Here is a 23,318-nt window from a genome sequence, read left to right on the forward strand (position 1 = left end):
GGAGACGGACGGTGCCACACACGCGAGCGCGGCCCGGATGGGAGCGCCCTGGTGTCCCAGGCGGCTTGCCCCACGCCTCTGACCGGCAAGAATCCGCTGGCTGACGTGGTCTGCCCGATGGCATGCTGTCCGGCGTGAACGGACCCGAAATCCACCTCAGCTTCGACCCAGCGCTGCATCTTTTTGTCGCTTCAGCGCACAGCGCCGCCCGTACGCGCGTGGTGACCGATGGGTCATCCACGCTCGGCCATGTCGTCGAGTCGCTCGGCGTCCCGCTCACCGAGGTCGGACGGCTTGTCGTGGACGGAGTCGAGGTCCCCGTCTCCCATGTCCCACGGGCGGGCGAGAGCATCGAGGTGCATCCCGTCGAGCGTCCACAGCGGCTTCCCGGCGCGCCGCTGAGGTTCCTGCTCGACGTACACCTCGGCACCCTGGCGCGCAGACTGCGGCTGCTCGGGGTGGACGCGGCGTACACGAACGAGGACCCCGGCGACGCGGCGCTGGCTGCGCTCTCGGCGGAGGAGCAGCGGGTACTGCTGTCCCGGGACCGCGGGCTGCTGCGGCGGCGGGAGATCTGGGCGGGCGCGTTCGTCTACAGCGACCGGCCCGATGACCAACTCCGGGATGTGCTGGGGCGCTTCGCCCCGACTCTCGCGCCGTGGACGCGCTGCACCGCGTGCAACGGCCGGCTCATGGACGCCGACAAGAACTCCGTCCGTGAGCACCTTGAGCACGGCACGCAGCGTACGTACGACGTCTTCGCGCAGTGCACGGCATGCGGCCGCGTCTACTGGCGAGGGGCGCACCACGCCCGGCTGGAGGCGATCGTCGAACAGGCGCTCCGGGAAAGCGCCACCTGAACGGCTGGGCCGATCGCTTTGCGATGTTTCACATGAAACATCGCACGGCCCGTCGACTGAACCTGTCGGGCGTACGAATTCCGCAATCCGGGTGAGGGGAACTCGCCCATGGGAGTGCACCAGGCGCCCCCCGGGGGGGGGGAGGGCTGCCCGCACTCGGCCAGGCCGAGTAGGCGGGCGACCGGGGCCGCAGGGCGCGCTTTCCTGACTTTCACTGCACGCACCGCCTTAGTGAACCTGAACCGCACCCGCTCGCCATTTCCGGCGAAGAGGCGGACAGGGAAGGGGAGTTGGATAACGATAGGTTCTGTCGAAGTCGTTAGCGACAGCTCCGGAGCCTTGCGCGCCTAGGGTCGTAGCCCCCTCAGGCTGGCCGTGGGATGCCGCCCCGACGACGGTCCGGGGGGCGTGGAATCCCATGAGGCGTCCCCCCACCCGGCAAAGCTGTTCAGTCCGTCAGAAACCGTCGGCGTGTCGCGGAAGGGCTCCGTTCGCCGGTGCTCGTTGGGCGAGAATTGCCCACCCGGAGGGTCCCTCCGAAGGCCCGTCGGAGCCCTCTAGCCCACTCGTTACGCGACACGCCGACGACGCGCGCCGTCCAATGGGTGAATCCGCTGCCTTCCGCCACCCGAAGAGCCCATGGCGTACCTCGAATGCGACATTCTCCGGTGGTGCGCGATCGCAATCCGGCTGACGGTGATCACGTCGCCACTGCGATCCGATGAGCCGACAAAGAGTCAGCCTTCGCAGTCGCGCCGAAAGGAACATGTCCCCATGCGCACTGCTCGCACCCTGTTCGCTTCAGCCGCCATTACGGCGGTGCTTGCAATCTCTGCTCCGGCTGCGAACGCCATGATCACGGAGGACATGGCGTCGGACAGCGCTTCCTCCAGCAACCAGAACCAGGCCACGAAGGGCGACGGTGACCGTGACCACGGTCGGGATCGTGACCGTGACCGTCGCCGTGACCACTGCCGGGACGGTCGTGACGGCCGCGATGGTCGTGATGGCCGCGGCAACGGCCGCGATGGCCGCGACGGCCGGGGCAACGGCCGCGATGGCCGCGACGGCCGTGATGGCCGCGATGGCCGCGACGGCCGGGGCAACGGCCGCGATGGCCGCGACGGCCGTGATGGCCGCGACGGTCGTGACGGCCGCGGCAACGGGCGTGACTACGGCCGCGGCGGCTACGGCGGCTACGGACGTGACCACTGCCGTGACGACCGCAGGCCGAGTGGCGGCATGCACACCGGTGGCGGTGCCATGGCCAAGGCCGTGCCCGGTGACTGGGACCAGGGCGGTGGCTACGGTGACGACCACGGGCGCGGCGGCGACCGTGACCACGGCCGTGGCGGCGACCGCGACCACGGCCGCGGCGGCGACCGTGACCACGGACGTGGTGGCGACCGTGACCACGGCCGCGGTGGCTACGGCGACCACGGCCGCGGTGGCTACGGTGACCGCGACCACGGTGGCTACGGTGACCGCGACAACGGCGGCTACCGCAGGCCGCACGGTGGCATCCACACCGGTGGCGGCGGCCTGGCGACCGGCGGCGGGATGGCCGCGGGTTCCGTGCTGATGCTCGGCGGTCTCGGCGCCGGTGCGTACATGCTGCGTCGTCGCAATGCCTCGGGTACCGCGGCTGCCTGATAAGGCAGCCCGCACGGAGACCGATGCGCTGTCGCGGCCACCGTTCCACGTGGACGGTGGCCGCGGCGATTGCGTTACCGATGCCCCTCTCACGCCCCACCGCCTCGTTCACGAAAGGCACCGTGACATGAACGCCCCGCAGTCGCCTCAGCCGAATTCGAATCCCCCCCGGACCGCCTCCGCGTCTCGCCCCATCGGCCGCGGTCTGCTGTGGTCTGCGGGAGCGTTTCTGCTGGGTTCACTCCTCGTCTACAACTCCGTGGACACGTCGGCGGACCCCAAGCCGCCGTCCCATTCCGCCGCGGCCGCCTCACCGAGGAGCTCCGCCTCCTCGGCGGTCCCCGACCTGGCCTTGCCCCGTTCCGCCCCGAAGCGGCTGTCGATTCCGCAGATCGCCGTCAACGCACCCTTCACCCCGCTGACCATCGGCCCGACCGGGCAGCTCAATGCGCCGCCCGCGGGCGACAAGAACCTCGTCGGCTGGTACAAGGACGGGGCCGCGCCGGGTGAGCGTGGCTCGGCGATCATCGCCGGTCACGTGGACACCAAGACCGGACCGGCGGTGTTCCTGCAACTCGAATCGCTCAAGACCGGCTCCACGATCAACATCACCCGTGAAGACGGCATCATTGCCACCTTCAAGGTCGACTCCGTCGAGACCTTCAACAAGGCGAGATTCCCGAACGAGCGGGTCTACGCCGACGCTTCGACCGCGCAGCTCCGCGTGATCACCTGCGGTGGCGCATACGACCGGAAGGTCAAGGACTACGTCGACAACGTGGTGGTGTTCGCCCACCTCGCCTCGTACAGAAACGGCTGAGCGGGACCGCTTCGTACGGCGAAGACCGCCCCGCCCTCTTAGGACAAGCCCAGGCCGTCGCTCTCCACCGACGGCCTGGGCTTTGTTGTGCCGTAAACGGCCGCTGAGCACCGAGGATGTGACGATCACCGACCGGCCCGCAGTGCACAAGGCGGTGTCGGCAGCGGCCCTGGGCAACACCATGGAGTGGTTCGACTTCGGGGTCTATGCCTACCTGGCCGGAACCTTGGGCAAGGTGTTCTTTCCGTCGAGCTCCCCTGGCGCCCAGGTGGTCTCGACCTTCGCCACATTTGCCGCGGCGTTTCTTGTCCGGCCCCTGGGCGGCTTGGTATTCGGCCCGCTCAGCGACCGTATCGGCCGTAAGCGGGTGCTCGCCGCCACCATGATCATGATGGCGGTCAGTACGTTTGCGGTCGGATTCCTGCCCACCTACAACACCATCGGCTTCGCCGCACCGATTCTGCTGCTGATCTGCCGTCTGGTACAGGGCTTCTCCACCGGCGGGGAATACGCGGGAGCGACCACCTACATCGCTGAATACGCACCGGACACCCGGCGTGGATTCCTCGGCAGCTGGCTCCACTTCGGCGCCTTCGTCGGCTACGCGCTCGGCTCCGGTCGAGGAGGCCCGGCAGTCCGGTAAGGGCCGGCTCAAGGAAATCTTCACCCGGCACTGGGAGGCGGTGCTGATCTGTATGGGCCTGGTACTGCTCTACAACGTCACCAACTACATGGTGACCTCGTATCTGCCGACCTTCATGACCGAAACCCTCGGGCAGAACGCCCTCACCGCCCAGCTTCTCGTGCTCGGCACCATGATCGTCGTGGTGCTGCCCATCACCACCGTGGGCCGCACCTCCGACCGCTGGGGCCGCCGGCCCGTCTTCATGGCGGGCAGCGCCGCCATGATCGTCCTCGCCGCGCCCGCGGTGCTCCTCATCCGCGCCGGCGGCATCCTGCTGCCGGCCTTCGGATGCCTGATCCTGGGCCTGTTGCTGGTGTGCTTCGCGGGCACCTCCGCATCGACGCTGCCCGCACTGTTCCCGACCCGGCTGCGCTACGGCGCGCTGTCGATCTCCTTCAACATCTCGGTCTCGCTCTTCGGCGGCACGACCCCGCTCATCGCCTCGGGGCTGGTGCAGGCGACCGGCGACGACATGATCCCCGCCTACTACCTGATGGTCGCCGGCGTCATCGGGCTCATCGCCGCCTTCTTCCTCCACGAAACAGCCGGTCGGCCACTGCGCGGCTCCGGCCCGATGGTCGAGAGCGAAGGAGAGGCCCAGGAACTGGTGGCCAAGAGCCGGACCGAGGCCGGACGGCGGGCCCGGGACATTTGGATCCGGCTGCGGCATCACTGGACGCGGCATTAGCGGCATTAGCGGCATTAAGGGAGCCAAGGGGTGCGCCACGAGACTCCCGCGCGCATCCCGGCTCACCCGGGCGGCGGCAACCCGCGGGACTAGCTCGACGGTCTCCCAGCAGTCCCACTCCAGCGAACCGGCCCTTCCGTCCCAGGCCGTCGGCGGCGCCTGGCGCAGTACGGACACGGCGAGCTGCACGGCACGTCCAGATCGTCCGCGGTGACGGCGTACGGCGGGAGCGCGGCTTCGGTGCTTGGGGGCGTTGACCGGGACATGGCGGGACCGTACCGCTCAGGAGGGGAAGGCAGCGGTGCCCGGACCTGCGGGGGATCGGCACCGGATCTGACGGTCTATCGTGTCCCCATGTCCGCCCCAGAACTGATCCGTATCGTCTCCCGCGACTCGCCCATGGCGCTGGCCCAGGTGGAGCGCGTCCGCGCCGAGCTCGGCGCGCTGCATCCCGGCATCGCCACGGAGGTCATCCCGGTCAAGACCACCGGCGACCGCTGGATGGGCGCCCTCTCGCAGGTGGAGGGGAAGGGGGCCTTCACCAAGGAGGTCGACGCCGCCCTCCTGGCGGGTGACGCGGACCTCGCGGTGCACTGCGTCAAGGACATCCCCGGTGACCGCCCGCTGCCGGCCGGCACCACCTTCGCCGCCTTCCTGGCGCGCGATGACGTCCGTGACGCGCTGATCCACCCCGGCGGTCTCACCCTCGACGAACTCCCCGCAGGCACCCGGATCGGCACCTCGTCCGTCCGCCGGATCGCCCAGCTCGCCGCCTCCCACCCGCAGCTCCAGTGTGTACCGATGCGCGGCAACGCCAACCGTCGGATGGAGAAGCTCGCAGCCGGTGAGGCGGACGCACTGCTGCTGGCCGTCTCCGGCCTGGAGCGCATCGGCCGCACGGACGTGATCACCCAGATCCTCTCCGCGGACGAGATGTGCCCACCCGTCGGCGCGGGCGTGCTGGCCCTCCAGTGCCGTGAGGACGACACCCAGACCATCGACGCCGTCAGCGGCCTGGGACACCCGCAGACGTTCCAGGAGACGACCGCCGAACGCATGCTGCTGCACGTCCTGCAGGGCCACTGCAACAGCCCGATCGCCGGCTACGCCAAAACGGACCGACGCGGCGAACTGTCCCTGCGGGCCTGTGTCTTCACCCCGGACGGCAAGACGGTCCTCAACGCGCACGAATGGGCCGGCCCGCTGACTCCGGAGACGCTCGGTACGTCCGTGGCTGTCGCTCTGCTGCGGCAGGGGGCACGCGAACTGATTGACGGCATCGCGCACTGAGGGGCGCGTGTCCGGGGCCCCGGCCCGGCCCTCGGCGACGCACCGGTCGTCCCTCAGCGATTCCCGAAGGCACCGCCGCCGCCAAGCCACGCCTGGAGAACACGCCAACAGGCGCCACACGCAACAGCGTTGCCCCGGGGCGCGGCCAATAGGCAGCTCGGACTCCCGCGCGGGCAGTCGGGTTCATCGCCGCCGGGTGGCACCGTCCCCGGGCAGGCCGACGTCGTTCTCCCAGGGCACGACAACGACCTGCACCTCGTCCTCGTAGACCACCCTCCCGGGGGCCGTGGACTCGACCCGTTCGCAGGCCACTTCATGGGCGGCCAGGATCTCCAGGTAGCCGTCGACCCGTTCGATGAGATGCCTGGCGGTGGTGGCCTTGAACCATGCCACCGCCCCCGGGTTCAGGTCGGGGTCGTAGACGTTGGGGTCGGTGTGTGACGGATTGGGATAGTTGGCGTCGTACCAATCGTTGCCGGCGCGCCAGAAGCGGTACTGCTCATCGCTGAGTTTGCCCTCCCGTGCAAGGCCATTGGCGAGCGCGAAAACGCCGGGGAAGTGGCCTCGCGGGCCGCGTGTGGTCCCCTGGAAACGCACGTATGAAGCCGCCGCACTCATGAGTCGCCTCCTGCTGATGTGTCGATGGGGATGTGGTCCGGGAGCTGTCCGGTGGGTGCTCCGGGACCGGACCCTAGGCCGATTCGAGGCCGATCGGGGCCGGGCGGCGTGCTTCGCTTCCGTGACATCGCTGGTCTCGGGCTCTGGGATGATCTTTTGCGTGCTCGCCGCGCACATGACACGATGTCCAGCGCCGCACGGGGGAGCGGCGCATGTGTGGGGACAACCTCCCTTTGCGCACCGCGATTTCCACCGTGGTGCTCCCTTCTTCCCAGGGCGGCGAGAACCTACCAAGCCGCAGCACACAGAATCACAAGGGAACGGGAACAGACATGACGACCTCCACACCCACCTCCAGCCCCACGCCGATCTATGAAGAGCTCGTCGAGGAGCACGGGGATATTCTCGCCGAAGCCCGCGCGGCCGCCGAGCGTTCGCAGCTGACGGCATCCCAGGCGCTGGACTGGAGTGATCTGCGCCGCCGCGACTGATATCCGCTCGGTTGCCAACGGCAGTAATTGCCGGATCCGTCGGGTCTGCCGGATCTGCCGGATCAGTCACTTCCAGGGAAAGCGTCCACCAGCCGCGGCGGTGCCGCTTGTTTCCAGGAATCCACAAGGATGTCGCGCAGCTCGGTGATGTCCTCCAGCGCCGCCAGTCGCACTCGCACCCAATGGGAGCTTGCCTCGTGCGGCGGTACCCAGAACTTTTCCGGTTCCGCTGCGATCAGCTCCTTCCGCTCGTGAATGGGGCATCTCACGGCGAATGACGTCTCATCGTCGGGGATCGTGATGAACATCTTCCCGGCGACCCGGAAGGTGGGCATCTCCCAGGCTTCTTTCTCCACTGTCTCGGGCAGGGAGAGGGCGATACGGCGGACGTCAGCGGAATCGATCACGGCCACCACTGTAGACGCGCGACGAACAGGGCGAACAGATATTCCCCGGGGCCGCCGCGATCGCCGCCGCGTACGCGAAGCCTCGCCGAGGCCCGCGCCCTGACCTGCTCAGGGGGCGGAGTGCGTCCCCTTGTCCCGGATCAGATTCTCGACGTGGTCGAAGCGCTCGTGCAGCGTATGCAGCTCCGAACGCAGTGCCTCCGCGTCCTCGCGGGCATGGCTCCCCACTGTTTTGCTCAGGCGAATCATGTCCTGCTCCGCGCGGCCCACGAACCAGGTGGCGAGGGCCGCGGTGATGACCCCGAATGCCGTAATGGCGCTGAGCATCAACAGGGATGCGATGACGCGGCCCCACAGCGTGACGGGATAGAAATCGCCGTAACCCACGGTGGTCGCTGTCTCGATCGACCACCACAACGCCTTTGGATACGACGTGATATTGGCGTGTGGCGCACCGGATTCCGCGACCCCGACCAGTGCGGCACCCGCAAGGAGTACCGCGGTCATGACCACGGTGACCCAGAGCGCCGCTTGTGCGTGCAGCCGCCGCCAGACCTCATTTCGGAAGAGGCGATTCAGTACGGACACGAGAAACGACGGCACCAACGGGCGTCACCTTCCACTGCGGCCTGGCGGGCAACTGGCCTTCCGCCATCGCTGACATTAAACGCCCTGGCGTGGTGTGGCCGGTGGATCGCCATGGACGGCATGCAGATAGAGCGCCAGAGTGTCGACCGTGAAGTACGAGCTGTAGGAGACGTCCGGGAAATCGCCGCCCGTGTGGTAACCACCAATGACGCCGATCAGGGCATAACCGGTGAAGTCCCGCACCAGGAATGGTCCGCCGGAGGTGCCGCCGATATAGCCCGCGCAGGAAATCTCCAGGAAATCGCCGGGGGCGGCCGGATCGGTGCTGGTGTAGCGGTGGGTGGAGGAGGTGCAGTCGAGCGGTTTGGGATGGGTGGTGTCCTTGCTACCGGGGTAGCCGATGAGCCGTACGTTCCGGTGGCCATAGCCCGGGTACGGCAGGAGGTCGAAGCCGCCGGTCACCTCCTCCACCTCGGCACCGTCTTCCCGCGCGCCGAGCCGCACGACCGCGTAGTCCCAGCGGGCGCCCGCGTTCGTTCCGAGGTCGTAGTACCGCTGGTCGAGGTAGATGCGCTCGACGGGGTAGATCCCGTGCGGCTTCAGCCCGTCGTGATATTGCGGGACGAAGGACAGGTGGCGCTTGGGGTCGGGGGAGCGCAGGCAGTGGGCGGCGCTGACCACCAGGTCGCGGTGCGGGCTGCGCACGACCGTGCCGCCGCAGAACCGGCCGGTGTTGCTGCCGTCCGTCCAGAAGAACGTCCCCACCTGTGGGAGGCCGTCGAAGGGGTGGCTCGGCGGGGTGGGCGGGGGCGGCGCCGGGGTGGTCGTGGGGCGCGGCGCCCCGGTGGTCTTGCTCGCGGGGGCGGGTCGCGCTGCTCGCATCCGCTGCGGAGTCCAGTACGTGTCGGCGGGCTCGGCAGCATCGGCGGCGTGGGAGGGCCGGGCGTCGAGGCGTAACCCGTGGCCGTGCTCGTAGCCGTACCCCTGCCCGTGGCCATGCCCGTTCCGGGCAGGTGCCGCGTCCGCCGGCAGTGCCGGGGCGAGGGTGGACGACACTCCGAGCAGCAGCGCGGTGAGCAGCAGGGTGAGACGGCCGCGTACAGCATTCGGTCTGCTCATGATCCGGTTCCTCCCGAGGGTCGGCGTACGGAACGAGAGACGTGCGCGAGGCGGGCGTGCCATGGTCCTACGGACGGGGAGCGCAGGGCGAGAGGCCGGGCCGAAATGTGTGGCATGCCGTCACGAGCTCACGAGCTCACGAGCTCACGAGCTCACGAGCTCACGAGCTCACGAGCTGCGGCCGAGGCGGCGCCAAGGGCCGTGATGAAGCCGGGGGCGCAGTCGGTTACGTCACGGACCGCAGACAGTGGGATCCAGAGTGCGTTTCATCAGGGCACCCGCCCCACCGGGCCCGCCTGGTACGCGACCCCGACGGTCGCCTACGCGGTGGAACTCGGGGCCTCGGTGCAGCCGGCCGAGGCGTATGTCCGTTACGAGCACGGCGCCTACCTGGATGCCTGGTACACCCGGCTGCGCGATGCGTACATGGCCACCATGGCGGATCTCGGCGTCACCACCGGTATGCCGGACGACGCGTTCCTCGCCGCCATGGCCCGCCACAAGGACCTCGATCGGGACAGGCCGCCGTATTGTCGGCCATCAAGTCGTCCGTCAAGGGCGGCATCGGCAAGCTCCGTGAGCGGCCGCAGGGCATCGGCTTCCAGTACGGTGAGCGGTGGCCTGCCCTGGAGCGGCCGACCTGAGGCCCGCACATCCGGGCGGAATTGATCGGCAAGTCCCGCACCAACATGCACCGCAAACGCCTCTTCGACGCCCAAGCCGCCGGAGCGTCGGAACAACAGCTGCAGAACATCGCCGCGAAGGGCCTTCAGGAGATCTACTTCAAGGACCGCGGACGGCGGGCCGACGGCCTCCAGGTGGAGTTCACCGATATCGATTACGTGGAGATGGACTTCTAGCGCCCTGCGCTCTTGCTGTGGGTAGTTGAGCGCATGGAGTTGCCACCACCGTGGCGACCGCCAGCGGCGGTCGGCTCGAAACGCTCGCGCTGACGGACCCCGACGTCCAGCGATGGCGTCGGCAGAGCATGGGAACCACCCCCGCCTGGGTTCCCACCCTGCTTCGCGTCCGTCAGAACGATGTGAAGGCGTACACCGGATGGTCCCTGGCAACAGCCCTGGTCCTTCACCTCGGGCCACGGCCCACGGCTCGGGTCTTACAGGCTTTGGGAGAACTCGAACAGCACGCCAGGAGCGAGGCGCGCCAGACGGACGGGGCAGGGCTGGGACGAAAGCAGTTCCTGCGCCTGATCGGCGGGGCCGCCGCGGCTGCCGGTCTGGTCGCGACGGCCCAGTCGCCCGCGCTGGCCCAGTCCCCGCACGCCCGCGCCAGCGCCTGGGTGGAGGCGAACCTGGACCGTCTGCCCCGTACGTATGCCGGCATCGCGTCCCGCCCGGTTGCCTACCGCAAGGCCATCCACCGAGTGCTCACCCCACAGGAACGCAGCCAGGTCTGGGCGGACCATTTCCGTTGGTACCGCCGAACGCACCCGAACCTGACCGCCGCTCAGGACAGGGTGGTCGATGACGCCATAGCCGTGGCGTCCCGGGGCTTCTCCCCGAGGCCCGGTCTCGATGTGGAACTCCGCGACGTGGAGCAGTCGGCCAAGGCCGCCTTCGGACAGCAGGAAGCCGGGGCGCTCCTGGCGATGCTCGGGCCCGCGGACCCGGCGGACGCCCTGGCCAACTGCACCTGTTCCACGGAAAGTCAGTACTGCTCGTGGCTGTACAACTGCGGCACACGGATCAGGTGCACGGTCGTACCGAACGACTGTGGGACGGCCTGGAACTACGACTGCAACGGCACCTGCTACTGAACCCCGCGGTCAAATCCAGCACTGTCAGGATGAGAGGAAGACTCCGGGTCGTTCTCCCAGGAGGTGGCGGCCCGGACGCATTCGCCCTCCGAGGGCCAGGCCAAAAGTCAGCGAGCCGCTCCGCGAGATTGGGTCATGACAACCACCGTGCTTCGGCTCAGTTGTGACTTAGCGCTTCAACTGACGGATGAGCGCGGTGGTTGGCGAAGCTGAGCGTTTCAGCTGACGGACGGGGCGCGGCCTGCGGCGGGAGAACTTGGAAGACCCAGCGGGAGAGCTGGATCTCCCAAAGAGCAAGGTCGCCTCCGCCTGCCTCAAGTATTGTGACTCCGCGTGATCGAATCCGAGATTGAGATCAGCGAAGATCTGGTCCGCGACCTGCTGCGGGAACAGCATCCGGACCTGGCCGAGCTCCCCATCCGCGAGGTAGCGGGCGGCTGGGGCAACCAAATGTGGCGCCTCGGGGACGAGTTGGCCGTCCGGATGCAGCGGAAGGACACGCGCCCCGATCTACAGCTCAAGGAGCGCCGGTGGCTGCCGACCCTGGCCTCACGCCTGCCGCTTCCGATCCCGATCCCCGTGCGAGACGGCGCGCCGTCCGAGCGCTTCCCCAAGATCTGGACCGTCATGACATGGGTTGAGGGCACGCCGCTGGACCACGGCTCGATCACCCGCGTCGACCACGCGGCCGACACCTTGGCGGCCTTCCTCAAGGCCCTGCACGTGGAGGCACCCGCCGACGGACCGACCGATTCGGACGTCGGCGGGCATCCCAAGGACTGCACGGACGGCTTTGAGAACTTCCTTCGGGCCCTCGCCCCCGGCCCCATGGCCGACGACGTCCGCGCCGTCCGGGAGGTCTGGGACGACGCGGTTGCGGCCCCCGAGTGGGAGGGCCCGCCGGTGTGGGTGCACGGCGACCTCCATCCCGCAAACGTCGTCATCGCGCAGGGGACACTGGCGGGCGTCATCGACTTCGGCGCAGTCTTCGCCGGCGACCCGGCGTGGGACCTTGCGGCCGCCTGGCTGCTGCTCCCGGCGGGCGGCGCAGCACGATTTTTCGACACCTACGCACAGGCGGATGAGGCTGCGGTCCGACGCGCACGCGGGCTGGCGGCGATGAAGAGCCTGTTCCTGATGCTGATGGGGCAGAACGGGGACCGCGGCCTGCCCGGCGGCAAGCCGAACTGGGGGCCCGCAGGCCGGTCGGCACTTGATCGTGTCCTCAAGGGCCTGTGACGACGGCAAAGATCGACTGGGCCTCCCGCCCGGCGCCCGAGCAGTGCCGGTGTCACGGTAAGTGGCAGATTGCTAACTGTGTGGAAGGAAGGGGGGTGGTGGAGGCGGCGATGTCCCTCTCAGGCGGGACGGGAGAGTGGTGTCCGTCGCCGTACCGCGGACCCGCTTCGGCGTAGTTGCTTTGCCGCGAAGCTGTTCGCTCGCTGCCCGCAATGACCCGGGGGTAACCTGAATTCACCACTGCACCTGCTCCGCAACGCCGGGGAGGGCAAATGACCGGTGTGAGCCTGCGCCCCAGCAAGGCGGATGCGCCACGCTATACGCCCATCGCCGAGCACGGCATGATCGGCGATATGCGTACCGCCGCGCTCGTCGGTACCAATGGCACGATCGACTGGTATTGCTGTGCACGATTCGACGCACCCAGTGTTTTCGCGGCGCTCTTGGACGCCGATCGTGGCGGGTCCTTTGAGCTGGCCGCGGATGTGCCCGCCCGGACGAAGCAGTTCTACTTTCCCGACACCAACATCCTGATCACGCGGTTCTTCGCGGACAACGGGGTCGGTGAGGTCCAGGATTTCATGCCGATAGTCGACGACTCGCGGGAGGCGGACCGGCACCGGCTGATCCGGCGGGTGCTCTGTGTGCGCGGGTCGTTGCCGTTCATCGCCCGGGTGGCTCCCCGCTTCGATTACGGGCGAAGTGCGCACACCGTGAGTTCCCAGCAGGGCCAGACCATTTTTGAATCCCCAGGACTTTCGCTGGCGCTGTCGTCCAGTGTTCCGGTCGAGATCGACGGACCCGACGCCTGCTGCTCCTTCACGCTGGACGAGGGCGGGGCCGCGGTATTCGCTCTCGACCGGATCGGTGACGGGGTGGCGCCACGGGCCTGTCCGCTGATGGAGGCGGAGGAGCTGTTCGGCGCCACGGTGCGGTATTGGCGCGGCTGGCTGTCGCACTCCCGTTATCGAGGGCGCTGGCGGGAAATGGTGCACCGCTCCGCGCTCACCCTCAAGCTCCTCACCTACGCGCCGACCGGCGCCATCGTGGCCGCTCCCACCACCAGCCTGCCCGAACAGATCGGCGGCGAGCGGAATTGGGACTATCGCTATGCGTGGGTGAGAGACGCCGCATTCGCCATCTATGCCTTGCTCAGACTGGGTTTCACCGATGAGGCCAGGGCGTTTGTGCGCTTCCTTTCCCAGAACGTCTGCCTTGCGGAGTGTTCTGACGGCCCGTTGCAGATCATGTACGGCATCGACGGCCGCAGCGAACTGCCCGAGGAGGAACTCCTCCACCTGGAGGGCCACCAGGGATCGAGCCCCGTCCGGATCGGCAATGACGCCGTCAACCAGCTCCAACTCGATATCTACGGGGCACTTATCGACTCCCTCTACCTCTATGACAAATGGGGGGAGCCGCTGTCCAGCGAGCACTGGGACACCATCGGCAAGCTCGTGGACTGGGTCTGCGATAACTGGGACCAGCCGGACGAAGGTATTTGGGAGACCCGCGGCAAGACCCAGAACTTCCTGTACTCGCAGCTGATGTGCTGGGTGGCACTGGAACGGGCGATGCGGATCGCCGCTCACCGGGGGCTGCCGGCGGATGTGATCCGCTGGCGCTCGGCCCGGGACGCCATCTATCGGCGGATCATGGATCGTGGCTGGTCCACGAAGCGAAAGGCATTCGTTCAGCACGAGGGCGACGATGTTCTCGATGCCTCGGTTCTGATGATGCCGCTGGCCAAGTTCATTTCGCCCACGGACCCGAAATGGCTTTCCACTCTGGAGGCATTGGGGGAGGAGCTGGTGTCCGACTCCCTGGTCTACCGCTATGACCCCCGCAGCAGCCCGGACGGACTGCGAGGTGAGGAAGGCACCTTCTCGATCTGCTCGTTCTGGTATGTCGAGGCGCTGTCCCGGGCCGGCCGGGTGGACGAGGCCAGGCTCGCCTTCGAGAAGATGCTCACCTACGGAAATCACCTCGGCCTGTACGCCGAAGAAATCGGCCGGACCGGCGAACAGACCGGCAACTTCCCCCAGGCCTTCACCCACCTGGCACTCATCAGCGCCGCGTTCAATCTCGACCGGGCATTGGGCTGAGGCTGCGGGCGAGGTCGCTTCTGCTGATGGGCTCCACGGGATGGGGAAGCGCGGATCGCCCGCTGTGATCGCTGCGGCTCAGGACCGGGATCGGCGTACCTGCGCGGCGGCCCCTGCGACCGGCGGGGCCTCTGCACGGTAGCGGCAAGGGTGGCGGCGCGGTGCCAGGGGGCCCTGATGGGCGGGCCGGCTGTCCGTCTTACCGTAGGGCGGATCTGTTGATGCCTGGAGAGTCATGACCATCGAAGAATCCGCCTTCCGAGGGCGGATGCCTGCCCGCCCCGGCGACCTGGCGGTCGAGCGGCACGGAATCGGGCCGGTGCCCGAAAGCAACCGATACGGAAAGGCTGCCCGCCTTTTCACCGTGTGGTTCGCCCCCAACCTCACCATGACCGGAGTGTTCTCCGGCACGGTGGGTGTCTCGCTGGGGCTGGACTTCTGGACGGCCTTCACCGCCATGGTGCTCGGGACGGTCGTCGGTGCGGTCCCGGCCGCATACCTGGGCACATGGGGCAGTCAGACCGGGACCGGTCAGCTGCCGCTCTCGCGGCTCGCCTTCGGGCGAGGGGTGGCCCTGCCCGGCATCATGCAGTGGCTCTCCTCCGTGGCCTGGGACGCGCTCATCGGCCTTTTCGGTGGCGAGGCGCTGGCGCAGCTGCTCGGCTGGCCGTTCTGGTTGGGGGCCCTGGTGATCCTGCTGCTCCAAGGGGTCGTCGGTGTCTTCGGCTACGAGGCCCTCCACCAGCTCCAGACGGTGATGACGTTCGTGCTGGGCGCCGCGTTCGTGGTCCTCAGCGTGCAGCTGCTGTCCGGTGTGCCGCTCCCCGTCCAGGGCTCCGCGCACGGTGCCGATCGCCTCGGCGCCTTCGTTCTGACCAGCACCATCGCGCTCAGCTTGGCCATCTCGTGGGCGCCCTACGCCTCGGACTTCAGCCGCTACCTGCCCCGGGCGACGTCCCGGCCCCGGATGTTCGGGTACTCCCTGCTCGGCATGGTGCTCTCCTTCGCCTGGGTCCAGGCGCTGGGGCTGTGGGGAGCCGAGCTGTTCACCGACCAGACCGCCGCCGGAGTGCATGGGCTGCTGGGCGGTGGCGCCCTCGGTGCCTTCGGGCTGCTGGCCATCGCGGCCGCGGCGGTGTGCAGCAACGCCATGAACGACTACAGCGGCTCGCTGGCCCTTCAGACGGCCGGCATACGGGTGCCCCGGCCGCTCGCCGCGGCGGCGGCCGCCGTGCTCGGCTTTCTGCTCGTCCTCTGGCTGCACGCCGAGGACACCACGCTCCGCTTCCAGAATCTGCTGCTGTTCGTCGGCTACTGGATTCCCGGGTTCGTGGGCATCGTGCTTGTCGACGCGCGGCTGCGCGCCAAGGCCCGGCGCGGTACTCCGATCGATGTCGAGGCCGAGTTCGGCCGGCCCCAGCCCTGGTGGCCCGCTTGTGTCGCGTTTGTCGTCGCCTTCGCCGCGGCCGTGCCCTTCATGGACACCACCCTGTTCGTCGGCCCGGTCGCGGCCGCGCTGCATGGTGCCGATTTCGCGTACTACGTTGCCTTTCTGGTCTCTGTGGTGGTCTATGCGCCTTTGCGGCTTTTGGTGCGCGGGGGCGGTAGGGCCGAGGTGGCGGAGCCGGTCGCGGTTGCGCCGGGAACGGGTGGGTGAGCCGGGCGCGCGGTGGGTTGGCCGGGCTCGCGGTGGGGCGCGTGCCTGGGGCGAGCGCTTCTCGCGCGGGAGGCGGGTCTGGCCGCTGCCGTGGCGAGCGCTGCCGGCATGACCGCTGCCGTGGTGGTGCGGCGGCAGGAATGCAGCCCCTTTTACCCGTCGGGTCGTGAAGCAAACCGGGGTGATATCCGGTTGGCGGCTGCGGATACGGGCACGCGATTGTCCGGAGGATGACAACTGTGGTTCCCCTTCTTCTGGTGCTGCCGCACTGATCATTTTCGGCGCCGGAATCGCAGGGAAGGGCTGATGGCGGTGCGCCATCGTGCTCACCGTGCGGCTCCCGGACCGGTGAGATGCCGCGGCACTCCGCTTGTCCGTGGCGGTTCGGACACGCGGGTTCGATCATTCCGAGGTTGCGAAGAACAAACATTTTCGTCCGAACTCGGAAATGTGTGGTTGATACCCGGGGAAGAGGGCACGCTTTCCGGCCTGAAGGCAAGTCGATGCGATACGAGGTGAGCTTTATCATGAGCACCGCCGAGGCTCCGCGCACGGTCACGGCGTCGCCGGTGCTGGAGCTTCAACTGGACTGCTATTCCGAAGTGGTCGGGCCCGCCCGGCACATTGCGGCCACGTTCCTGGAGCGGCTTGAGCCCTCCCCGGACAAGGACGCCCGGGACGCGGTGATCCTGGTCGTCTCCGAACTGGTCACCAACGCCGTTCGGCATGCAGGCGGCAAGCTCTGCACTCTGCGGCTGACCGCCGACCCGGAGTCGGTCGTGATCGCTGTGGGCGACTCCAGCCCCGTTCTGCCGCGCCCCCGTACGCCGGATGTGACCGGAGAAGGCGGCGGCTTCGGATGGTCGATGGTGTGTCGCCTCGCGGCAACCGTGGAGGTCCATAGCAAGCCGGCCGGTAAAACCGTGACGGCGGCCATATCCCGCCAGGACACCTCGGGCAGTGGCCGCTCGGGCCGTGACTGAAGAGCCACGACCCGAGAGCGCACCGTCCGTCGTGCATTTCTCCGTGATACCTGTCACCACCCCTGCGGGGTGGCCCGGAGGATATGGCGAACCGGAATTGGCGGGGACGACGCCAGCCACTGCCCGAATTCCGTGACGGTGTAATCGACATCTATTGTGCGTGGCGCAGTCCGCCGAATCCGAGGCACCGTCAACAGCCCGGTCGGCTCACCGAGTTACTCGCCACCAAACCGGCGGAGACGGAAGCGTGTGCGCGTCCGTCCGGTGACGCCCAATCGATGCCGTTGTTTGTTTTTTTTGCGTCCGCGGCCGTCCGGCGGCATTGTTCCCGGGTTCGGTCAGGGGGCGGCGTCCGGCCAGGGAACCTGGGTGGCGGTCGGGGCCGAGTAGTCGATGCCCGGTACCGCGAAGCCGTAGAGCCGCTGGACCTCGGCGTGGAACCAATCGAGGTCGGCGAGGCGGGTGATGCTCTCGGTGGTGGCCGTGTCCCACCGCTCGGTGACGGCGGCCTGGACCGCGCTGTTGAGTTCCCAGGCGTCCAGACGTACCCGGCCGTCGTCGTCGACGTCGAGCGGCCGGGCACCGGTGAGCTGGTCCCACAGGCCGGTCAGCTGGGCGATCGGCGGCACCATGGCGTCGCCGAGGACGCCGCGCAGCAACCCCACATAGAGCGCGATGCCGGGGATGGCAGTGGAGGACTGGGTGACCGCGGCGCCGTTGACCGAGGTCACCGCGCGGCCGCCGACCAGCTTCTCCAGGCGCTCGTTGAGCGTACGCGCGGTCGCTTCGAGGTGGGACTTGGCGGCGCCGATCGTGCCCTGCCGGTAGATCCCGTCCGTCAGAGGGGAGCCGATGTAGGACAGGGCGGCAGTGGTGAATCCGTCGGCGAGCAGCTCACGGTCGGCGAGGTGGTCGATCCACCGCTCCCAGTCCGCGCCGCCCATGACCGCGACGGTCTGCGCGATGTCGTCCTCCGTGGCCGGCTGTGTCTCCACCTCCTTGACCTCCGGCGTCCCCTCGCTGTCGAAGGCGAGGGTCTTGGTGCGGTACGACTCCCCGATGGGCTTGAGGGCGGAGGCGTAGGTGGCACCGGTGTCCGGGTCGGTACGGCGCGGTGCGGCGACCGAGTAGACCAGATGGTCCAGACGGCCGAAGCGCTCCCGGAGCAGCTCCGCGACCTCGTCCTTCATCGCGTCGGAGAACGCGTCGCCGTTGAGGAAGACCATCTCGTGCCCGTTCTTACGGGCGAGTTCAGCGGTGGCGGCGGTGCGGTACCAGCCGGCCGTGGCGGTGCGCCGCTCGGTGGGTGGCTTCTCGAAGCAGACGCCGATGCCGCGGATGCCCACCCGGGCGAGCCCCGCGATCGTCGCGGCCAGCCCGTAGCCCGCCGAGGACCCGATGACGAGCGCCACCGGCGCGCTGCTCGGGGCCTCCTCGGCGGCGGGGACGGCCTGCCACATCTCCTGTACCAGACGTGCGCAGCCGGCCGGATGGGAGTCGAGGAAGAGGAAGCCGCGGCTGCGCGGGGTGATGACTCGTTCGCTCATGAGGCACGTCCTTCGGGTCGTCGCGGAGGAAGCGGCGGGCCGCACCGAAGCACGCCCCGCACCCTGCAAGTCTGCGACCAAGCACCATCCCATGATCAGTTGTGCGGACACAGTAATGAGGGGGCGGTTTTGGAGAATTTCCCTCAGTCCGCCGACGAGCGCGCTACGGACCACGCCCGGCGCGTCGCCCGGACCCGGGCCCACCGGCCGAGCCGACGCGCACCATCCGCTGCCCCCATCATCGACCATGGGACCTAGCTGACGCGGGACTTGACCCGGTGCCACCCGTTTGCCGCCACCGGCCCGCCCCCCCCGGGCGGCCGTCGTCACCAGAGCCTGTCGGTCTCGCCCGGGTACACCTCGATCCGGGAGTGCGGGAACGAGGAACGATGGCTCCGGCCGAGAGGCGAGAAGAAGTCGGCCATGGTGACCTTGTCGAAGCCGGGCCGGTCGCTGGGGAACGGGGCCAGGGGCGTACCGCCGATGAGCACTGCACCGGGCAGCAGCTGCCAGCCCGCACTCTCGTAGAACGGCTGAAGCGGCCGGTCGCAGGTGAACAGGCCGATATCCAGGTCCATGGCGGCCATGGCCGCGCGGGCGGCGATCACCAGACGCCGGCCGTGGCCCTGTCCGCGGGCGGTGCCACGGGTCACGACGGTACTCAGCCCCGCGGCCCGGAACCGCGAACCGGCGTGGACGATCTCCTTGAAGAGGATGTCCAGCGCGGCGAGCACCGTGGCGCCGTCCACGAGCAGCATCGACACCGGCCGCAGCGCCGGGTCGTGGGCGAAGGTGCCGGGCGCCGACGCGGAGTCCGGCGGCCATGCCTCGTCCCGGAGTTCGGAGACCTGCGTCCGCAGTGCGGGCGGGGTATCGGATTCCGGGAACGTCATGATCGGCACCAGTCCATTGTGACGGGCCCGTACGACAGCGGCCAAGGCGTTTTGCGACCGGGACGCCGGGCCGCACAGCACCGGTCGCCCACAGTCCTTGTGGACCGCATGATGCCTGCATGTGGCGGTTACTCCCGGGGCAGGTGAACCACCATGGGAATATTGAGGCGTTGGGAGCGCGTGGTGGAGGACTGCGAGAGCGCACTGGTGGCCAAGATCTTCCGAACCGACCCGGTCCAGATGCTCGATGCGCTCCGGCGGGAGTGTGACGACCACGCGATCGTGTGCAGCCAGAGCCGAGTCCTGGTGCCCAATGACTACACCGTGGAACTCGCGGAGCAGGTGCACGACGTACTGGCGGCCCGCGGCGGAGAGGTGGGCCGTCAACTGACCGATGTTCTGGCCCGGCACGCCGCCGACCGCGGCTACGAATGGGCGGGCCCACTCACCGTCCATGTCACCACGGCCGAGGTGCCGAACGGCCGGTACCGCATTTCGAGCGCGGCCCTCGCCCATATCCCCGCCGTTGCGGCGGGTCCCCGGGGGGCCTGAACGGGGAAGCCTGCCATCCGGCAGCAGAGGGGCGGGCCGGGCAGGCCCCCAGGACGCCTTGTGTGTTGCGTGACCGGCGGGACGGCCGTCCCCGCGTGACCGCGGATGTGCGCGGGGACGGGCCGCCCTGCTCGGGGTTACCACTGGCAGCTACCGGTGAACTACCGGCGACCGCGGAGGGTTTACAGCGGGCGGGCCCACAGGTCGTACTTGAGCCCCGTGCCGTCACAGAAGGGGTCGGCCCACTTGCCGCTGCTGACCAGGTCGGTGCCGGCCTCCTGGCAGCCGCTGAGGGTCCAGAACTTCTTACCGGTCCACACGGTTCCGGGAGGGCCGTCCATCGGCCTGACCTGGTGCTGCGTGGAGGAGGCGGCCGGTGCGGCGGCCTCGGTCCCGGTGGCGGCGTGGGCCTGGGCGGCACCACCCAGTCCGATGACCGTGAGCGCGGCGGCGGTGATCGCGGCGCTGAGAATTCGCCTGTTACGCATGTGTTGTCCTTTCCCCGTAGTCAGGGCCCCTTGCGGGCCCGTCACCCTGCACACGGCTGACGCCCCGTCGATGTATGACACCCCATCATGTGACGTGCGTCACATGTTCATTGCGAGGCTGGGTGAGGTGCGTCCATCGCGCCCGCCGGTCTGAAGTGGCCTGTCCGAAAAGGGATTTGACGAGCAGTCAGGCTTAGTCACCTCGCTGCGTCCGCCCCCGTGTGCCTGGTAGGGAAGTGTGCCCCGGCGCCCGATTTCGCCCCCGTCCTGAAATGGGCGCCGAAGTGGCCGGGATGACGGGGTGTCCGGCGTGGTGTCCAGGTGTCGGGAGGTGTGGGGGTGATCGGGCGATCTGTCCCTACCTGCGGATTTACCTGTTCTTTTCGGGGTGTTGGCCGGAGACGCTTGCCTTGGAAGTGCGGGCATGGATAGCGTAACCAGCACCTAAAGCTTTCTGGACAGCTTTAGTGAAAGCTAAAACATCATCTCGGTCCCGGGTGGGGGAGAAGTATGCAGATCAAGGTTGCGGTGGCGTACCACAGTGGGTACGGCCACACCGCAAAGCAGGCGGCGGCCGTCGCGGCCGGCGCGGAGAAGGTCCCCGACACTCAGGTGCGCCTGGTCTCGCTCGCCGAGCTGAACGACGAGCTGTGGGAGGTGCTTCAGGAGTCCGACGCCCTCATCTTCGGCACGCCGACCTACATGGGCGGCAGCAGCGCCGTATTCCGCGCGTTCGTCGAGGCCACCAGCGCGGTCTGGGGCGACAACATGCGCTGGAAGAACAAGATCGCGGGCGGCTTCACCAACAGCGGCAACATGGCGGGCGACAAGCTCAACGCGCTGATCGACATCGCGCTGTTCGCCGCCCAGCACGGCATGGTCTGGGTCGGCCTCGCCGAGTACGGCGGCTGGAACACCTCCTCCGGCAGCCCCGAGGACCTCAACCGGCTCGGCAGCTGGCTGGGCGCCATGTCCCAGTCGAACAACGACGAGGGTGCGGACGTCACCCCCTGCGCCAGCGACCTGCGCACCGCCGAGGCACTCGGCCGCCGGATCGCCGAGACCGCCCACATCCACCGCGCGGGACGCGCGGCCGTCGGATTCGACGAGGTGTCCGCCTGACGTTCGGTGCGCCGCACTGAGGCAGCTGCGACCGGGGGGGACCCGATGCACAGCCGTCAGGAGCCGGCGGTGTCCCATGCGGACGCTTCGTCCGCGGGGGTACACCACGGCAGGTTCAGCCGACATCCACTCATCAGGGCGGCGAGGGCCGGGGCCGAGGCGGCCCGCGTCGTGGGGGCGCGGGCACCATGGCCGGGCACGCCCCCGGCGCCCCTTCGGGCGGCCCGGCCCGCTCCTTCCGTATCGCAGCCCTCCACCGCGGGCTCTTCGGGCTCCAGCCCACCCGGGGCCGCCCTCCGTCCGGCAACCCCGGCAGCGGCGGCCCCGACGACCGGTCCGTCGGGCAAACGGGCCGTCAGCCGCCCCCTGCGGGCGGGAGCGGCGGTCCGCGCTCTCCTTCCGGGACCGGCCCTGGGCGGACTCTGCCCGGCGCCAGCCGCGTCCGGCATGTCCCGGGCGGCCATGACCTCGCCGCACGGCCTCCGCGCCGCCTTCCTCGTCCACGGCCGCCATGGCCTGGCACCTCTCCCGCTCGCCCCTGTGGCGCAGCCGGGGCCGGCGCGCCCCCGGGCGCAGCGGCTCCCACCGGTCACGGCCGGCTGAAGTTCGTCCCCGTTCGGCAGTCCCACAACTTCACCGTGCCCGCGGCCGTCGCGTGCACGGCATGTCCTGGCCGCGCGCCTGCTGCGTGGCCGTTCCCTGCCATCCCGAGGAGATCAGCCATGTTCAAGACCACCACCGACGCCGAACTGGCGGGCAACCCGATCGATGAGGTGATCGGCTCCACCATCCGCTATGCGGCGCTCACTTCCGCCGCCAAGCTCGGCATCTTCCGGACCCTGGAGGAGGGCGGCGCCAAGACCCTCGACGAGCTGGCCGACGCGATCGGCGCGAGCAAGGACGGCACCCGCGCGGTGGCCGACGTCGCCGCCGTCCTCGGCTGGCTGACCCTGGAGGGCGGGCGCTACCGCAACGGCCCGCTCGCCGAACGCTGGCTGGGCAAGAACGCCGAGTACGACTTCACCCCGGCGCTGCTGTGGGCGTACGAACTCACCAATGTGATGTGGGAACTCCCGCAGGCCGTCCGGGACGGCAAGCCCGCCCAGTCCCTCTGGGACCGCTGGGCCGACAACCCCGAGGCCGGGCGGGACTTCTCCGCGTACATGCGGGTCAAGTCGCGCCTGACCGTGCAGCCCATCGTCGAAGCCGTCCCGCTGCCCGAAGGGGCGCGGCGCCTCCTCGACCTGGGCGGCTCGCACGGTCTGCACTCCATGGCCATGTGCGAGCGGCACCCCGAGCTCTCCGCCACCATCCTCGACCTGCCCGAGGCGCTCGCCGACACCGGCGCCGCGATCGAGAAGGCGGGCCTGGCCGACCGGATCACCCTGCAGCGCGGCAGCTTCCTCAGCGGCGACCTGGGCACCGGATACGACGTGGTCTTCCTCTTCGAGATCGTGCACAACCACACCGACGAGGAGAACCGGGACCTGATCGCGCGGGCCGCCAAGGCACTGCGCCCCGGCGGCCGGATCGTGGTCCTCGAAGATGTACGCGGCGAGCAGCTCGACGAGCACAACGCGGCGTTCTCGCTGGCCATGTACGCCTGCTCCGGCGACCGCACCTACAGCCTGCCGGAGATCTCCGGCTGGCTCAGCGACGCGGGGCTGAAGTCCGTTGAGCGCATCGCGCTGCCCTCATCCGTGTCTCTGGTCGTCGGCACCAAGTAAAGCCGGCAG

At 68.9% G+C, this 23,318-nt stretch carries 20 protein-coding genes and 2 pseudogenes; 14 read left to right on the plus strand and 8 right to left on the minus strand.

The features are described 5' to 3' along the window. Positions 1-134 precede the first annotated feature (134 nt). Positions 135-860 carry a Mut7-C RNAse domain-containing protein gene (locus STRTU_RS34670; RefSeq protein ID WP_159749260.1) on the plus strand — a complete coding sequence of 242 codons (726 nt, stop codon included), beginning with the start codon at positions 135-137 and terminating at the stop codon, positions 858-860. An 801-nt stretch (positions 861-1,661) separates the two neighbouring features. Here STRTU_RS34670 and STRTU_RS34675 read toward each other — a convergent pair. Continuing rightward, positions 1,662-2,375, minus strand: coding sequence for a hypothetical protein (locus tag STRTU_RS34675; RefSeq protein WP_269777427.1), 714 nt, complete (start codon positions 2,373-2,375; stop codon positions 1,662-1,664). Between the two features lie 265 nt (positions 2,376-2,640). Here STRTU_RS34675 and STRTU_RS34680 point away from each other — a divergent pair, with 265 nt between their 5' ends. The 3 genes and pseudogenes from STRTU_RS34680 to hemC all read left to right on the plus strand — a co-directional run bounded on the left by STRTU_RS34680 (position 2,641) and on the right by hemC (position 5,996). After that, a complete protein-coding gene (locus STRTU_RS34680) occupies positions 2,641-3,333 on the plus strand; it encodes a class F sortase (RefSeq protein ID WP_159749264.1) in 693 nt (230 codons plus the stop codon). 181 nt (positions 3,334-3,514) lie between these two features. Beyond that, positions 3,515-4,706 (plus strand): annotated as a pseudogene (locus STRTU_RS34685) (MFS transporter). Between the two features lie 354 nt (positions 4,707-5,060). Continuing rightward, positions 5,061-5,996 (plus strand): hydroxymethylbilane synthase, encoded by a 936-nt coding sequence (hemC, locus tag STRTU_RS34690; protein ID WP_159749266.1) that lies wholly within the window; start codon positions 5,061-5,063, stop codon positions 5,994-5,996. Positions 5,997-6,179: 183 nt separating this feature from the next. Here the strand turns inward: hemC and STRTU_RS34695 are convergent, their stop codons facing one another. Continuing rightward, positions 6,180-6,614 carry a hypothetical protein gene (locus STRTU_RS34695; RefSeq protein WP_159749268.1) on the minus strand — a complete coding sequence of 145 codons (435 nt, stop codon included), beginning with the start codon at positions 6,612-6,614 and terminating at the stop codon, positions 6,180-6,182. Between the two features lie 332 nt (positions 6,615-6,946). Here STRTU_RS34695 and STRTU_RS34700 point away from each other — a divergent pair, with 332 nt between their 5' ends. Continuing rightward, complete coding sequence (locus STRTU_RS34700) at positions 6,947-7,105, plus strand: hypothetical protein (RefSeq protein ID WP_167539291.1); 159 nt, start codon at positions 6,947-6,949, stop codon at positions 7,103-7,105. A gap of 62 nt (positions 7,106-7,167) precedes the next feature. Here the strand turns inward: STRTU_RS34700 and STRTU_RS34705 are convergent, their stop codons facing one another. From STRTU_RS34705 to STRTU_RS34715, 3 genes are all read right to left on the minus strand, one after another. After that, a complete protein-coding gene (locus tag STRTU_RS34705; protein WP_159749270.1) occupies positions 7,168-7,512 on the minus strand; it encodes an MmcQ/YjbR family DNA-binding protein in 345 nt (114 codons plus the stop codon). Positions 7,513-7,620: 108 nt separating this feature from the next. Next, positions 7,621-8,118, minus strand: coding sequence for a potassium channel family protein (locus STRTU_RS34710; RefSeq protein WP_371873702.1), 498 nt, complete (start codon positions 8,116-8,118; stop codon positions 7,621-7,623). Between the two features lie 57 nt (positions 8,119-8,175). Beyond that, entirely contained in the window at positions 8,176-9,219 is a 1,044-nt protein-coding gene (locus STRTU_RS34715) for a trypsin-like serine peptidase (RefSeq protein WP_174879017.1), read from the minus strand. A gap of 273 nt (positions 9,220-9,492) precedes the next feature. Here STRTU_RS34715 and STRTU_RS34720 point away from each other — a divergent pair. The 6 genes and pseudogenes from STRTU_RS34720 to STRTU_RS34750 form a co-directional block, all read left to right on the plus strand. Continuing rightward, a pseudogene (locus STRTU_RS34720) lies at positions 9,493-9,947 on the plus strand (telomere-associated protein Tap); the annotation flags it as partial. Positions 9,948-10,129: 182 nt separating this feature from the next. Then, positions 10,130-10,996, plus strand: a complete 867-nt coding sequence (locus STRTU_RS34730) for a bacteriocin fulvocin C-related protein (RefSeq protein ID WP_159749272.1) — start codon at positions 10,130-10,132, stop codon at positions 10,994-10,996. Between the two features lie 333 nt (positions 10,997-11,329). Further along, positions 11,330-12,235 (plus strand): aminoglycoside phosphotransferase family protein, encoded by a 906-nt coding sequence (locus STRTU_RS34735; protein WP_159749274.1) that lies wholly within the window; start codon positions 11,330-11,332, stop codon positions 12,233-12,235. A 272-nt stretch (positions 12,236-12,507) separates the two neighbouring features. After that, positions 12,508-14,340 carry a glycoside hydrolase family 15 protein gene (locus STRTU_RS34740; RefSeq protein ID WP_159749276.1) on the plus strand — a complete coding sequence of 611 codons (1,833 nt, stop codon included), beginning with the start codon at positions 12,508-12,510 and terminating at the stop codon, positions 14,338-14,340. Positions 14,341-14,575: 235 nt separating this feature from the next. Continuing rightward, a complete protein-coding gene (locus STRTU_RS34745; protein WP_159749278.1) occupies positions 14,576-15,997 on the plus strand; it encodes a purine-cytosine permease family protein in 1,422 nt (473 codons plus the stop codon). A gap of 527 nt (positions 15,998-16,524) precedes the next feature. Beyond that, positions 16,525-16,980 (plus strand): ATP-binding protein, encoded by a 456-nt coding sequence (locus STRTU_RS34750; RefSeq protein ID WP_159749280.1) that lies wholly within the window; start codon positions 16,525-16,527, stop codon positions 16,978-16,980. Between the two features lie 338 nt (positions 16,981-17,318). Here the strand turns inward: STRTU_RS34750 and fabV are convergent, their stop codons facing one another. Together fabV and STRTU_RS34760 are read right to left on the minus strand one after the other, a co-directional pair. Beyond that, a complete protein-coding gene (fabV, locus tag STRTU_RS34755; RefSeq protein WP_159749282.1) occupies positions 17,319-18,527 on the minus strand; it encodes an enoyl-[acyl-carrier-protein] reductase FabV in 1,209 nt (402 codons plus the stop codon). A gap of 326 nt (positions 18,528-18,853) precedes the next feature. Then, positions 18,854-19,420 carry a GNAT family N-acetyltransferase gene (locus STRTU_RS34760; RefSeq protein ID WP_246241709.1) on the minus strand — a complete coding sequence of 189 codons (567 nt, stop codon included), beginning with the start codon at positions 19,418-19,420 and terminating at the stop codon, positions 18,854-18,856. Positions 19,421-19,573: 153 nt separating this feature from the next. Between STRTU_RS34760 and STRTU_RS34765 the strand changes: the two genes are divergently transcribed. Then, the gene (locus STRTU_RS34765; RefSeq protein ID WP_159749287.1) at positions 19,574-19,972 is read left to right on the plus strand and encodes a DUF3662 domain-containing protein; all 399 of its coding nucleotides are present in this window, start codon (positions 19,574-19,576) and stop codon (positions 19,970-19,972) included. A gap of 182 nt (positions 19,973-20,154) precedes the next feature. Here the strand turns inward: STRTU_RS34765 and STRTU_RS34770 are convergent, their stop codons facing one another. Beyond that, positions 20,155-20,460, minus strand: coding sequence for a hypothetical protein (locus tag STRTU_RS34770; RefSeq protein ID WP_159749289.1), 306 nt, complete (start codon positions 20,458-20,460; stop codon positions 20,155-20,157). A gap of 510 nt (positions 20,461-20,970) precedes the next feature. Between STRTU_RS34770 and STRTU_RS34775 the strand changes: the two genes are divergently transcribed. Both STRTU_RS34775 and STRTU_RS34780 read left to right on the plus strand, forming a co-directional pair. Continuing rightward, positions 20,971-21,582 carry a flavodoxin family protein gene (locus STRTU_RS34775; protein ID WP_159749291.1) on the plus strand — a complete coding sequence of 204 codons (612 nt, stop codon included), beginning with the start codon at positions 20,971-20,973 and terminating at the stop codon, positions 21,580-21,582. A gap of 722 nt (positions 21,583-22,304) precedes the next feature. Next, positions 22,305-23,309, plus strand: coding sequence for a methyltransferase (locus STRTU_RS34780; protein WP_159749293.1), 1,005 nt, complete (start codon positions 22,305-22,307; stop codon positions 23,307-23,309). Positions 23,310-23,318: the final 9 nt, after the last annotated feature.

Origin of the sequence: Streptomyces tubercidicus (assembly GCF_027497495.1) — a bacterium.
In the GTDB taxonomy this organism is placed as follows: domain Bacteria; phylum Actinomycetota; class Actinomycetes; order Streptomycetales; family Streptomycetaceae; genus Streptomyces; species Streptomyces tubercidicus.